This window comes from Pseudomonas sp. FH4, from assembly GCF_000510915.2.
Classification (GTDB): Bacteria; Pseudomonadota; Gammaproteobacteria; order Pseudomonadales; family Pseudomonadaceae; genus Aquipseudomonas; species Aquipseudomonas brenneri.
Genome location: NZ_AOHN01000044.1, coordinates 253,464 through 267,192, shown reverse-complemented (window position 1 = coordinate 267,192; position 13,729 = coordinate 253,464). Strand labels below are relative to the sequence as shown.

Annotated in this window: 8 protein-coding genes and 1 pseudogene; all 9 read right to left on the bottom strand. The window is 55.9% G+C overall.

What is annotated here, in order from left to right; genetic code table 11:
* Positions 1-91: 91 nt before the first annotated feature.
* Positions 92-1,270 (bottom strand): glycosyltransferase family 4 protein, encoded by a 1,179-nt coding sequence (locus H097_RS25500; RefSeq protein WP_032863333.1) that lies wholly within the window; start codon positions 1,268-1,270, stop codon positions 92-94.
* Positions 1,267-2,478 (bottom strand): glycosyltransferase, encoded by a 1,212-nt coding sequence (locus tag H097_RS25495; protein ID WP_032863332.1) that lies wholly within the window; start codon positions 2,476-2,478, stop codon positions 1,267-1,269. Before H097_RS25495 ends, H097_RS25500 begins: the two co-directional genes overlap by 4 nt.
* The gene (locus H097_RS25490) at positions 2,475-4,196 is read right to left on the bottom strand and encodes a hypothetical protein (RefSeq protein WP_032863331.1); all 1,722 of its coding nucleotides are present in this window, start codon (positions 4,194-4,196) and stop codon (positions 2,475-2,477) included. Before H097_RS25490 ends, H097_RS25495 begins: the two co-directional genes overlap by 4 nt.
* A gap of 13 nt (positions 4,197-4,209) precedes the next feature.
* A complete protein-coding gene (locus H097_RS25485) occupies positions 4,210-6,408 on the bottom strand; it encodes a heparinase II/III family protein (RefSeq protein ID WP_229752172.1) in 2,199 nt (732 codons plus the stop codon).
* Between the two features lie 29 nt (positions 6,409-6,437).
* Positions 6,438-10,049, bottom strand: coding sequence for a glycosyltransferase (locus tag H097_RS25480; protein WP_050593447.1), 3,612 nt, complete (start codon positions 10,047-10,049; stop codon positions 6,438-6,440).
* A gap of 10 nt (positions 10,050-10,059) precedes the next feature.
* A complete protein-coding gene (gene wecC / locus H097_RS25475; protein WP_032863330.1) occupies positions 10,060-11,322 on the bottom strand; it encodes a UDP-N-acetyl-D-mannosamine dehydrogenase in 1,263 nt (420 codons plus the stop codon).
* The gene (gene wecB, locus H097_RS25470) at positions 11,319-12,470 is read right to left on the bottom strand and encodes a UDP-N-acetylglucosamine 2-epimerase (non-hydrolyzing) (protein ID WP_032863329.1); all 1,152 of its coding nucleotides are present in this window, start codon (positions 12,468-12,470) and stop codon (positions 11,319-11,321) included. Before wecB ends, wecC begins: the two co-directional genes overlap by 4 nt.
* 263 nt (positions 12,471-12,733) lie before the next feature.
* The gene (locus H097_RS25465; RefSeq protein WP_032863328.1) at positions 12,734-13,525 is read right to left on the bottom strand and encodes a CPBP family intramembrane glutamic endopeptidase; all 792 of its coding nucleotides are present in this window, start codon (positions 13,523-13,525) and stop codon (positions 12,734-12,736) included.
* A gap of 10 nt (positions 13,526-13,535) precedes the next feature.
* A pseudogene (locus tag H097_RS28965) lies at positions 13,536-13,664 on the bottom strand (outer membrane lipoprotein carrier protein LolA); the annotation flags it as partial.
* Positions 13,665-13,729 lie beyond the last annotated feature (65 nt).

Sequence of the window (13,729 nt, the reverse complement as noted above, 5' to 3'; positions counted from 1 at the left end):
TGATCAATCCGCAAGGCTTTGACAGGTTGTCGGCCGGCGCGGGCTTTTATTTAGCTTATTTTTGCAATAATCGGCGGGGCCTTGTGCTGTTCTATGGATTGCTCCCGGTACCCAATATGTCCAGCGCCATGCGTTGCTGGATGGTCGTACGCGTGTAGTCGCGGACGAATGCTGACCGGTCGGTTGCTCCCAGATGCAGTCGCGTCAGTGCGGCAACGGCCGAATCCAGGTCGGCGGGGGTAAACACCGAGGCATTGGCGATATGCGTGTTGGTGAAGTGTTTTGCATAGCCTTCCAGGCCCGCCAGGATCGGCTTGCCGGTAGCGGCGTACTCAAACAACTTGGAGGGGATGACTTTGAGGAAGGCCTTGAACGTATTGAGGTGCAAAAACAGTACATCGGCTTGGCGGTAGTAATGGATCAACTCAGCGCGGGGTGTCGGGGCAATCAGCTCGACATTGGTTATCTGCCGGCGCTCCAGCACGTCACGCAACTTTTGTACGGTGTTGCCATGCCCAATGATGTAGAAGTACGCGCGTTCAGCCAGTCTTTCTGCCAGTTGCGGGATGATCTTTTCCAGGCCCTGGCCTGCACCGATGTTGCCGGCATACACGATTTTCAAGCGGCCTTTGTTTGGGTAAAGGCCGGCAGGAGGGAGAGGCTGAAGAAACAGTTCGTCAACACCATGGGTATAAGTGGAAAAATTTTTGTCGGGATAATGCTCTTTGAAGTAAGCGAGAAACCCCGGTGAGATCAGGTTAATCCGTGATGCCTGGTTGATGGTCAGCCGTTCGACCCGTGTAAACATACCGGCCAGTATCTTGCCGACGATTCCCGGGAACAGCTCGGGCAAGACATCGACGAAGATATCGCGAATATCAAGGTACAGCGGTGTTTTGCGCCAACGCGCGATAGCGCTGGCCAGGGCCGCCGTCATCAGGCGTGAGGAGGAACCAAGGATCATGTCGTACTCCCTGTTCTTCACCGCTTTGCGCACGCCATCGGCATAGACACAAAATCCCCACGCCTGGCCCAGGAGGCCGTTTTTATGCTTGGGCAGGGCAATGCGTGTAATGGTCAGCCCCGGGCGTGGCGGGTCGTAGTCGCCGGGGGTGTAGTGTGAGGGATAGCGGCTGGGATGGGTGGTCACTACGTCAACCTGTACGTTGTGGGTTGATTGGGCGAGTAATGCCTCCACGAGTGCTTCGATGCGAAACGCTGCAAGGTCAGGCGGGTAATGAAAGCTCAACAGCAGAATACGGACAGTCATGGATAAACCTGCGCTTTTCCCGCGAGCAGGCGCTGGTAGAGGGTTACCAATTGGCTCTCTTGCTGTTCCCAGTTCAGATGTGGCCTGGCCCTGGATGCGTTGCGAGCGTACTTGCGGCGCAGGGTGGGGGAGTCGACCAGGCTTTGGAGGGCTGTGCGCAGTTGCAGGTCGTCGCCGGCGTTGGCCAGTAGTCCTAGGTCATGGGTTTTGACGACCCGGCGGATTTCCGGAAAATCCGTAGCCACCACGGGCAGCCCGGCAATCACGTATTCGAATAGCTTGTTGGAGTCTGTGCTGAAGTGGTTCAGGCAGGTATTTTCGATAGGCTGGACGCCAATATCGGCCGATGCGGTATAGCTGGGTAAATCGGCCAGGGAAACGGTGGGGATGAAATGCACGCGTTCGCTCAAGCCCAGTTCGCGACTTAGCGCCATGAGTGGCAAGGTCAACCGGCCTGCGCCTATCAATACAAAATAGGCCTCTTGCACGTTGGCGGCTACTCGCAACAGACGCTCCAGCCCGCGCCCCTGCTGCAACCCGCCTTGATAGACGATAATTGGCCAGGCCTGTTGCAAGCCCAACTCTTCACGAATACGTTGGGTTGGCGGGCACACAGTCAATCGCGGGCGATTTTGCAGGACCAACGGGCGAACAATTCCATAGGCACGGGCAAAAAACTTTGCTCGCGTCGTCGTGGTGGTCAGGGTGGCCTGGGCCCTGGGCATCAACGTTTGCTCAATTCGCGCCACACACCCACGAAAGCGCGAGTAGCCCTCGCGGCTGGTGCTGATTTCGTGAGCGTCATAAACCAACTGCGCGCCACTGAGGCGGGCGGCCAACCAAGCGGTTGGCAGTGTATTAACGTCATGGGCGTGGATGACCGCTGCACGATGCAGGGCCATGCGTACCAGCAGGCCGACATGAGTCCATAGCCGGGCGATGAGGCGCATTGGTGACAGTGTGTTCCCCGTTGCCGATGGGGCCACGGCGTGGCCAGGCCCGGCGGCCCGTACCCGCCAGAATGGGCGCCGGGCTACGCGGATCACTTGGATGCCTTCGTTGAGGGTTTCTTTTTGCCGGGTGACGCCCGGGGTGTGCAGCGCAAACACCGTGACCTGATAGCCGGCCGCCTGCAGTGTCTGGGCCTGTTTCAATACGCGGGCGTCGTGACGGAACTCGTTCCAGACGATCATGGCGATCTTTTTCATATCCGCGACTCCTGCTGTTGCGGGGCCGTTTCCTGGGCATAGGCGGCCATGATGGGGGGAAGTAACTTGGCTGCCGAAATGAAGTGTTGCTTTGCCACAAGCCTGTCCAGCGCTGATAACAGGACTGAAAGGGTGAATAGTTGAAATGAAAGATGACGTGTGTCGTCGCGATTCAGTTGCAGGTCATGAAAAATGCCGTGCAGTTGTTGTAGCTCTTTTTTCGACGTGGGCCATCCTGCTCCGACGGGTTCGAGACTCCACAGGCCCCAGTGGCTTACATAGAGCTTGCCCTGTGGGTCGCTTAATAAATGATCTTTGTGTATGTCGAAATTTGCTATTTGCAGTGGGACTTTTTTCAAGTGGGACACTATATCTGCGCGTGCTGCTATAAACGCTTGCAGGATGTCTGCATAGTGAGTGGTGTCGATCGCTAGTTCAAATGCTGAAAGATTGTGTGGGGTGAGGCGATCCCATAGTAAGGGCTGAGAGTTTAAAAACAGCTCAGTAAGATTTGCCGCTGGCAGGGTTCTCATCATGTCTTTAAATACACTATGCATGGGGTGTTTTATGTATAAAGGGTCGCACTTTTCGAGTGAGGTCCATTCAAAGACATGACAGTTGAAATTTTCTATAGCGCTGGCCCCCAGGAACGGAAGAGTGGGTAAGTTAGTATGCTGGGTGTTCGCCAGTAACATTGCTTCACTGATGGCCAGGTTTTTTCTTTTTGAGTTGAAGATTTTTATAAGAAACCGGTGTTTCTGCGCAGTGGCCGTATGGCGGGCGGTGACCTCGAAGGCCGCAATGTCGTGTATTCCGATTTGGTGCCATTTCGCGTCGATGACGTTGTAAGAGGCTCCTGTAATTTCAGAGATGGCGTTGCCGATAAGAGAGTGGCGTACATCAGGCTTGAGAAGTGTCCATAAAATATCAGGGCTGTTGTCAGAAGTTGCGAGAAATGGCATGTTAAAAAGTAAGTTCGAAATTTTAACATGTTGAGTCATCAAGCTATGGGTGTCCTGAATCAGGATGGCCGCGCGTTGCATTATCTGGCGCGCCAACATAAGCCCAATCAATGCTGCGATTATGTTGGAGGAAGTTGTATTCAGCAGGTCGTAAAATATAAAACCGAAGGCGGCAAGAAATCCCAGTGAAGCAACGGTGTTGGGTATTTCTAGAACCTCTGTGGTGGGGGCGGGTCGTACAAATATGTACACGCTGCCCGCTAATGCGCAGATACCCAGGAGTGCGAAAAATAGTCCTTTATACATGATGCCCAGCACCATCAGGGCAGCGGTGATGAATAGCGTGTTTGCCAGGCTTCTGGTCAATCTTGAGAATGTACGGGTTGTGAGATTTTCCTGGTCTTCGAACGGAATCATATTGGCGCAGTTGACGATAAGTTGCTGGGCGCCGCGCTCGGTAAAGCTCTTGATTTTATTTTCTGCAAGCAAATGGGTCAGGTATAAAAATATTGCCGCTATGCTCAAGTAGGTAAAGAGGGTTTTGCGCCCCAGGGATGCAAGTGCTGCGGGGAAGTAATCCGGGATGAAGGGGGACCCCATCAAGATAATGGCTTTTATCGGCAGGAAAAATGCACTGAGTAAACTGAGCTGCGATACCAGCATGAGTACGATCAGCAAAAATGTATGACCGGGAACGCTGCCCACGACTTTTACGCAGACGGAGCAATACCAATGCAGTGGAGTGGCTGGGTGCATACAAGCTCCGGGTTTATGGGGTCGGCGTATTCGAAGAGGCGCTTATCTGAAAGGTTGAACACCCAGGCAGGGGGATTCTGAACGCCACCACTGTCGTTGCCTGTGCTTGCATGAAGCCGAGGCCGGCCATGGCATTCAGATCAGCGGACTCGTGCCATCCATAAATGACGGTAAAGCGGTTGCTGCTGAGAATATCCAGGCTGCATCGTGAATGGGGGTGGGACAACTGCACCCCTTGTTCAACGGGGGTCACGATGACCCCATCGCCACAATGAAAGAGGGTGAACGCCTCGGTAGTGCCGTCACCCGTCACCGTGTCCGTGATACGAAAATCCAGTACGTCGAGGGTGCCTTCAATAGACCTTGAAACCACATATCCGTGGTAGGCAGAGTGCGAGCTGTGCATGTGGAAAATTGAGTTCTCCACAGCGCCGGTGAGCTGTGCAAGATTTGGTTCAATGCTGTAATGAGCGCCCCTGATTGCGACGTTGTTATGTGCCCACGCACTTCTGAGGAATGTTTCCAGCGGTTTTTTATATTCGTGAGAGTTGAAGCTTGGATCTATCAGCCATTCAATGCCATCCATGTATAGCGTGAACGAAAGATTGTCCTCATGTTTGTGCGTCTGGCACAGAGAAGTTGCAAATAAGCACAGCATATAAGCGTGCGTTTGGTGGTTGCTCTTGATGACTGCATAGCCAGCCTTTGGCAGTATCTCGACGCTATTGTTGCTGTAAGGGGTGAGTGCTCCAGGTGCGCTCGTAGGGTTGGCCTTGCGGAACGTATCGCCTTGCGCGGGGGTTCTATTGTCGGGGTACTTTAATAGCTCCGAAAACTGCATAAGCTCATGGGCTATGTCCGGGATGCTGCTGTGTCCTCCATTCAACAAGGCCAGTTCGCCGGCAAAGGTAATCAGGCGTTGCACGCCCTGATGATAGCCAATCGAATTTTCGATAAAGATGGCGTAGCCATTGTCGCGGATGATCAAGTTGTCCAACTGATCTTCAAGGCGTACCTGCGCCCTGCAAGCCCAGTTTTGCGCACAAGGCAGCTCTGGCATGGCTAATGCTGCGGCCAAGAGTGCCGTATCCTGAAACCACGCATGGTTGTGATAACGCGTCAACTGGTGCGAAGCATAAAAGGCCTCGGAGGCCAGCAACTGCGCGTGCCTGAACATTGCACTGCGTAAGCGTGACATGAAGCGTCGGTCGAAATTGTACTGTGCACCCATGTCCCACATCAGGATAAACGCAAGCATTCGTTCGGCGGTGCCGTGGTCGTACCAGGCATATTTTTTATCGGCGTCATGGGTGAAATAACTGTGTTCGAGCCAGTTGCCGATAAACTCCCGGGCAGAAAAAACAGCGGCGATATCCTCATGGTTGCGCGCATAGACCATCAGCATTGCGGCAGGATGCAATGCGTGCCAGGAAAATCGGTAGGTTCCAGTATCTTGCAGCCTATCCGGAAGTTTTTTTTCAGCAGGCCAGGCGAGACTCACGTCACCGGACAGAGGACAGTCGCCATGGGCAAGGTAGGCTTGGACTTGCTGCTCTGAATGGGTAAAGCATTGCTCAAAATAGGCATACAGCTTTTCGATAAAAACCGCCGGTAAGCGCGATATTTTGCTTTTCTGGTTCGGGTCAATTTGATCAGGCCCGCTCGACCATGGAGGTGGCGTTGTACGTTCTCGCCAACAGATAACTTCTTCAACTTTCAGTTCGGAGCCCTCTGGCAGTGGATGCCCCTTGAAGAATATTTTTACCTCGCAAACTGTCGAATCGACGACGTGTTGCCAGTCGTTTTGTATGCCAAAAGCGAGATCGCCATAGCCAAACGAAAAATCTACCCATTGGTTGATAGCCGTGTTAGCCAGCTTTATGTGTTTATATCCTTCACTGGAGTCGTAGCCGATAGCCATGTATTTCAATGACTGCCAACCAGATATTTTAAAGCGAATGCTAAGCCCGTTTGCCACGTAGGGATTGGGGAGTGAAAGCCTTATTTGATGCGTGTTTTTGTCTTCATGGAATAAAAACGCCAAGCCGCAAACCGTTTTCCGAGCTTTGGCATTACCCTTGAATGCTGTCGCTTCAAGCGGGTAATAGTCTTCCCCGGATATCTTGTTGGTGAAATGTAAGCTGCTTTCTATTTGCCTGTCTGGAGTGCGGCATTCCGGGTGCGAGGTTTGGCTAGACGCTTTTTTTATCATGAGGTTATGTACGCTCAGTCGCTGTTTAACTAAACATCAATCAGTTTTAATTCCTGCGCCAAGATTCTGTTCATCGACGTTTGGCGTTCTATTCTTGCGCGCGCAGCCATGGATAACTCATGGAATAGTTGGGGCGTTTCTACAAGCCTGGCGATGCCCGCTGCGAGTGCTTCGGCGTCGTTGGCAGGTGCCAGGATTGCGCAACGCTCGTCGACAAATTCCGGGATGGCGGTCACGCCATTGGTGATGGGGACCAACCCTGAAGCCATTGCCTCATCGCGGGAAACACCGTGGGTATCTGCCCGACTAGGGCACAGGAAAATCCCATATTGCTTGTGTAAGGCGGCTATTTCCTGCTGCCTGAGGAAGCGGTTTTCTATCTTTACATTTGGGTATTTGCGCAGGGGGGCCAGGGTTTCCTCAAACAGGGTGCCGTCTCCCACTAGATGGAATTCCAGCTCGGCAAAGTACGGTTTGAGGGCGAGCAGTTCGATAGCCCGCACGCTCAAATCATTGGCATATTTTGCAGAGGCATAGGGGCGAATCGACAAGATTTTCCTACGCTGCTCGACGGGTTTTTCTTCATAGGAAAACAGCACTGTATCGATCGGGTTATGAATGATCTCGTACTGGGCGTCTGGCAGGCGGAAACCGAGGTCCTCCATGACTTCTTCGGCAAAATGACGGGATACGAATACCAGCTTGAGATTAGCAGGCATGGGCGCAAGCAGGTTGTGCCAGAAGTGCAGGCGCTTTTCGCTGTCAAGTTTGGCCAGTTGCCGGTGCTCTTCGCTATTGCTGTTGTATACACGACGCCACCATGGCTGGATCTCGGCGCCATGGACCCAGACGATGATGCGGATGCTCTGCGCGTACCGGCGTAGGACTTCCCACATCGACGGATCCAGGAAGTGCACCAGGACGACGTTGTACGATCCCGACTCAAGCATTTTCACCAGGCTGTCCTGGGAGCCGGTCATCACATCGACGTTTTCGAACTCCTGATAACCCGCTGATTGATTGGCGCGTAGACGGAAGACATCGACTGCAATACCGCGCTTCTGGTAGGCGATAACACGTGTGTGAACGAAACCGTTGCGATACAGGTCGTCATAGGCGGGGTAATGGTTGGTCAGCAGCAAGTGCCGGGCCTTGGCGAGCAAGGTCGAGGGTTGCAGGTTTCGATGCCCGAGCAACAGTGCCGTGATGGCTGCAGTTCCACTGCCGTAGACCCGCAGTCCCAAGCGCAGGTGCGCCGTTTCCGGCGGTATGTCACAGGTCTGATTGCGATTGGCCGGTGCCATGGAGTGTCCGATACGTTGCTCATGCGTATCCAGGAACAGGACGACCAATTGGATGTTCAGGCCGGGTGTGGCGTCCAGGCACAGTTTCAGTGGCGCGCCGCCCAGTTGCGCAACGCTCAGTACCTGCTTGGCATACCAGTACTCGTGTTTGCCATCTGCGAGGGATGAACTGATATGCCAGGTCTCCCCATCGATGCGATCCTGCAACACCCTGCTGCTGATCGGGCCAAACTGCCGGGCCAATGTCTGGCCGCTGAATTGCGCGTTGTGGGTGCTTGTTTTCAGCGCCGGGATGGCTTCTGCCCGTTGCAGTAATTGATCGAGGTGGATACCGGTATTGATCTCAAGATCGTCGACGGTCTCGCTGACCTGCTGCTCGTTGTTATTCGCGGCATTCTTGCAGTAATTGAAGGCGTCGATCGCCAGGCCCTGTGGATCCCGGTATTCAAGGGTTTGCGAGCCGTTGAGCCAATCGCCTGCGGTTTGCCTGGGCAGGGATGAGGTTTTGATCAGCGAACAACGCGCCGCGATTGCGCTTGCATGTCGGTATTCCTGATCGGCGTTGTGCAACTGGATAGCGCCGCTGTTCGCCGCGTAATGAGTTACCTTGCCGATCACCGTGGCCTGGCTGTAGCCCGCTGCCAGGGCCAGGTCCAGCAGGTAGTTGGCCCCGTAGTAGTCCTCGGCCAGCATGGTGCCGAACCAGGAGGCGCCGTTGGCCAGTTCTTCCAGCGTGAGGGTATTGAGTTGCTGATAGCTGAGTAGGCGTAAACGTGGATCCAACGGGCAGGCTTCAAAATTCACTGCAACATACATGACGACATTGGCGTAGCGCTGGCGCTGCAAGTGTCGGCCCAGGGCTTGGAACTCGGTATCGTCAGCGGCACAGGCGAGGAGGCAAATCGAGGGCAGGCTATCGTGTTTGGCACTGCCGTTTACCTTGGTCATGACATAACTCAAGCGGTGCGCGTAGGTGTGTTCCTGCATGACCTTGCGCAGCCCGGCCAAGCGCAGTTTGGCGCTGTTCTGGGGGGTGTCCGTGAGCATTGTGAGACGTTGCAGGACTTGTGCACTGTTGTCGCTGGTGATCACCAGATCGCCAAACAACAAACGCAGGCCACGGGAAAAATTGCTGACCGTCAGGGTGTTGGAACCGAGCAGCTCGAAAATGCGTCGGGCAAACATGGATTGCGATTGCTTGATCGAGTTGAGGTTGACCCCATAGCGATAGCCTTTGTAGGCCAAGTCCATGTGTGCGCTGCTCAACGTACCGACAATGTACGGTCGATACGCGAGGGGGAACTGATAGTTGGGGTCTTGTTTTTCCAGGTTGCGATCGAAGATGTCCAGCGGGCGAAACTGCGGTAGATCCCGCAGGAAATGGTCCAGATCACGGGTTCGTTCGGGATAGCGCACGTAGTACGCACCAGCAAAGCAGAGCGCATCTTTGCGCTGATACAGTTCAATCGGATTGTGCAGCACCGGTTGGCAGGCAAAAGGCAGCAAGTAGACGCGCTCATGGCCCAGTGCGCCTTTGTAACGATGAATGCAGTCGATATCGGTGGTAAAGACAGTATCGAATTGCTTGGCGGTGGAAAGGAACGTCTCAAAGTGCACCGGATCTTCTTTGTTCCAGAACACCGTGGGCACGCCTTGCGCTTTGCACCACTTCAAGACACCTCGCAGTTCCTCGCTGTTGTGACCCACCTTGTTTTTCCATAAGGCGTCCTTGCCGCACCAGGCTGACTCGATAAACAGCAGCTCGGGTTGGAATGCCTGCAACTCGGCCAGGCTGTTGGCGGGTGTCAGTTGTAATAGCTGGCATTCGTGGCGGTACGCCTCGTAGGAAAATTCGTCCATTACACAGGCGACTTTCAGGCCCTTGCTACTGTGGTTGGCACCAGGCAGCAGGTGATTGCGAATGTGCCTGGCATTCTCCAGGGGCTGGGGCGTGGGTGTCGCCATGATGGCGCGCACGGCCGGCAGTGGCACTCGCTCGATGCGCGCATTGGTTTGAGTGAGCGCACGGTTCTTGCGGGCCTGGCGGTACAACTTGAACAGCGTCGCCGGTAGGCGCACCCACCCGCCCAGGGTGCGAATGCCCACCTTCAGCTCATAGCCCAGCCGATAGGTCATGCTTGCGCGCGTCTTGATCAGCCGTTGCTCCGCCAGGTGGCGCCTGGCGTTGGCGGTGTGCAGTTGCTCATGGCTGGCTGAGACTTGTTCAAGGGCCTGGGCGAGGGCGGTCTGGAGCTGATGGATCTGTTCGGTGGCCGTGTGATGTTCCTGCTGGGTCTGGGACAGTTGTTGGCGCAAGGAGCGTTCGACTGCATTCATTGTCACCCCCTCAGGTCGCCAGCACGCCGGCAGCGTCAATCACTAGAAGGTCTGCGCCCCTGCTGGACATCAAGGCGAACTCGCGGTGCCTGACCAGTAATACATGAATCTGTGCGCGTTCCAGGGCATCGGCGGTATCGGTCAGTGAATGCATAGACATATCAGCCGGCAGTGCCTCAATGTTCGGCTCCACCAGCAACAGTTTTACCCCAAGCACCTCCCCCAACTGCTGGGCGATAAACAGGGCAGGGCTCTCGCGCAGATCATCAATGTCGGCTTTGAATGCCAGGCCATAGCAGGCAATGCGTACGTTGCCGGCCCGCAAGTCCGCGCGCTTGAGCAACAGGTTTGCCAGTGCCAGCTTGACCTGTTGGATGACCCACTGCGGTTTTCTGTCATTGACTTCGCGGGCCGTGCGGATCAATTGCGCCAGCTCAGGGGTCTTGCTGACGATGAACCACGGATCAACGGCGATACAGTGGCCACCGACCCCTGGCCCTGGCTGGAGTATGTTCACCCGCGGGTGATGGTTGGCCAGGCGAATCAGTTCCCAGGGGTTGATTTTCAATTGTGCGCAGATCATTGAAAGCTCATTGGCGAAGGCGATGTTGACGTCGCGAAAGCTGTTTTCAGTGAGCTTGCACATCTCCGCTGTACGCGCATCAGTCACGATGCACTGGCCTTTGACGAACGTCTGGTAGAGCTGTGCGGCGGCAGCGGAACAGGCTGGCGTGATACCACCGATGATCCGGTCATTGCTCACCAGCTCGCGCAGCACATGGCCCGGCAACACCCGCTCCGGGCAGTGGGCAACACGGATATCACTGGCTTCGCCGTGGGTGGTGGGGAAGGTCAGGTCGGGGCGGGCCCGGGCGAGCCACTGGGTCATGCGCTCGGTGGTACCCACCGGAGAAGTGGATTCGAGGATGACCAGGTCACGCCTTTTCAGGACCGGGGCTAGGGCTTCGACAGCCGCCCTGATGTAGCTCAAGTCAGGCTCATGGTTGTCCTTGAACGGTGTGGGGACGGCGATCAGGAATGCTTGCGCAGGCTCCACCGTGGTGGTTGCCCGCAGATAGCCTTGGGTGATCACCGCATGTACCAGCAGTTCCAGCTCGGGTTCGACAATATGCACGGCCCCGCGATTGATGATGTCCACGGTGCTCTGGTTGATATCCACCCCGATTACCTGCTTTTTGCGCGAGGCAAAAATGGCGGCCGTCGGTAAGCCGATATAACCGAGGCCCATCACACAAATCCTTGCAACACTCATGCAACTGCCTCGTTCTTTTGAGCAAGGCTCAACAGCGCAGCGCGAATACGGATGCATGCATCGCCGTCGCCATAAGGGTTATGGGCGATGCTCATTTGCCGATAATCGGCTTCGTTTTCGAGCAGCCTGCTCAGGTGATGGGTAATACAGCCGACATCGGTGCCGACCAGCTTGACCGTCCCCGCTTCGACCGCTTCGGGGCGCTCGGTGGTATCGCGCATCACCAGCACCGGCTTGCCCAGCGCAGGTGCTTCTTCCTGGATACCGCCTGAGTCAGTGAGGATCAGGTACGCACGGGTCATCAGATATACGAAGGGCAGATAGTCCTGGGGAGCGATCAGATGCACATTGTCGATCCCCGTCAGTAGGCGCTTTACTGGCGTCTGCACATTGGGGTTCAGGTGTACCGGATAAACAAAGGCTACCTCTGGAAAGCAGCGGGCACTGTTGGCCAGGGCTTGGCAAATGCGCTCAAAGCCGTCGCCAAAGTTTTCCCGGCGGTGGCCGGTCACCAGGACCATGCGTTGCCCCTCGGGCAGGAAGGCGAATTGGCAATCCAGCGCGATACGCAGCGGTGATAAGGGGGGGCCCAGTTTCTCTACCGTACTGAGGAGCGCATCGATCACCGTGTTCCCTGTGACATGGATGCGTTCAGGTGCGACGCCTTCATTGAGCAGGTTCTGCCGGGATGTGTGCGTCGGCGCAAAATGAATCGTCGCCAGGCTGCCGGTCAGGCGCCGATTGCCTTCCTCGGGCCACGGCGAGTAAAGGTCGTTGGTGCGCAGCCCGGCCTCGATATGGGCAATCGGGATTTTGCGGTGATAGGCCGCGAGGCTGGCGGCGAAGGTGGTGGCTGTATCGCCGTGTACCAGGATGATGTCTGGCGTGAAGTCGTCCAGTACCGCCTGCAGCCCTTGAATGATGGCCGTCGTTACATCCGCCAGGTTCTGGCCGGCCTTCATGAGGTTCAGGTCGTAGTCAGGTACCAGTTCAAACAGGTCAAGTACCTGGTCCAGCATCTCCCGGTGCTGTGCGGTGACACAGACTCTTGAGTTGAAGTGCGCGTCATTTGCCAGTTGGATGACCAGCGGGGCCATCTTGATGGCTTCCGGGCGAGTGCCAAAAACGGACAGGGTCTTGAGGGGCATGGGCGTGGACTCTTGTTCAAGGCCTGATGGAAAGACGCAGACGGGTCGTCCCTGGAAGGCGGGTGCGCGGGTTCCTTCAACGCAGATCAAGGCAAGTGAAGGCCTAGTGACTGGGTTGTGTTTATTGGTGTGGTATGAAGGGGTTGTGGGCATTGTGCCCAAAGGTGCTGGGGGTGCCTACTGACCGAACGGTTAGTCGAGTGGGGGCTCGAAAACACACAGCCGCCCGAAGGCGGCTGTGTGTTCACTGCGTGGGGGCTGGTTCAGCCCGCGAGCATCGGGTAGGTAAACAGTCCGAAATGCAGCAGATTCAAGCCAAAGTGCGTAGCAATCGCCGCGCCCAGGCCACCGAAGCGGTACGCCAGGCCATAACCCGCGCCGGCGATACTGGCCAGCAGCACCCACTGCCAGCCTGCGCCCACGTGTACCAGGCCAAACAGCAACGAAGCCAGCAACAAGGCGAGGTTTTCGCCATAGGGCAGTTGCTGGAAGCGTCGGCTCAAGCCGCCCTGGATGTAGCCGCGAAACAGCGCCTCCTCGACCAGGGTCACCAGCAACAGGTTGTTCAGCACCCATAGCCATGCCTGGTCCGGCCACTTTGGCGCCCAACTGATGATGCCCAGAAGCACCGCACCGCCGAGGGCGGCAATAGTTGTCAGGGTCAAGGCCAGGGCCGTGGCATAGATCGACAGGCGCAACGGGCGGCGGGCGACGATCCATGGACAGGCGAGCAGCAGCCACAAGCCAATCAGCGGTTTGTCCTGGTTCAAGTACATCGAGAAGGGCACCGCATCGGCGGTGAAGCGCTGCGGGTCGATCCCACGACCGTTGTAGAAACCGGGCAGCCAATGCATCGCCAGGCCCAGGGCCAGTACGATGAACAGGCCATGGCCGAGGTAGCGCGCCCATGGGTTGCGTTGTTGGCGCACGGCATACCCGGCCACCAGTAACAGGCCGATAGATACCAGGGCCAGTAAACCCAGTTGCCCGTAGGTCAGGGCCAGTCCATAGCCAATGGAAAGAAGTACCAGGTACAGCCAGGGTAAAGCGGGCATTGAGAATCCTTACACAGGTCGATGTAGGAGCGAGCTTGCTCGCGAAAAACCTCAAGGCACCTCGCGCGTCCAGGCTGCCCGCGTTTTCGTTGGCGACCTTCGCGAGCAAGCTCGCTCCTACAGGGAAATAGGTGCGCATTATAGCTGCGGTGACTGAACGCTAAAATGAAAACACCGCCCGAAGGCGGTGTTTTGTCTGGCTTG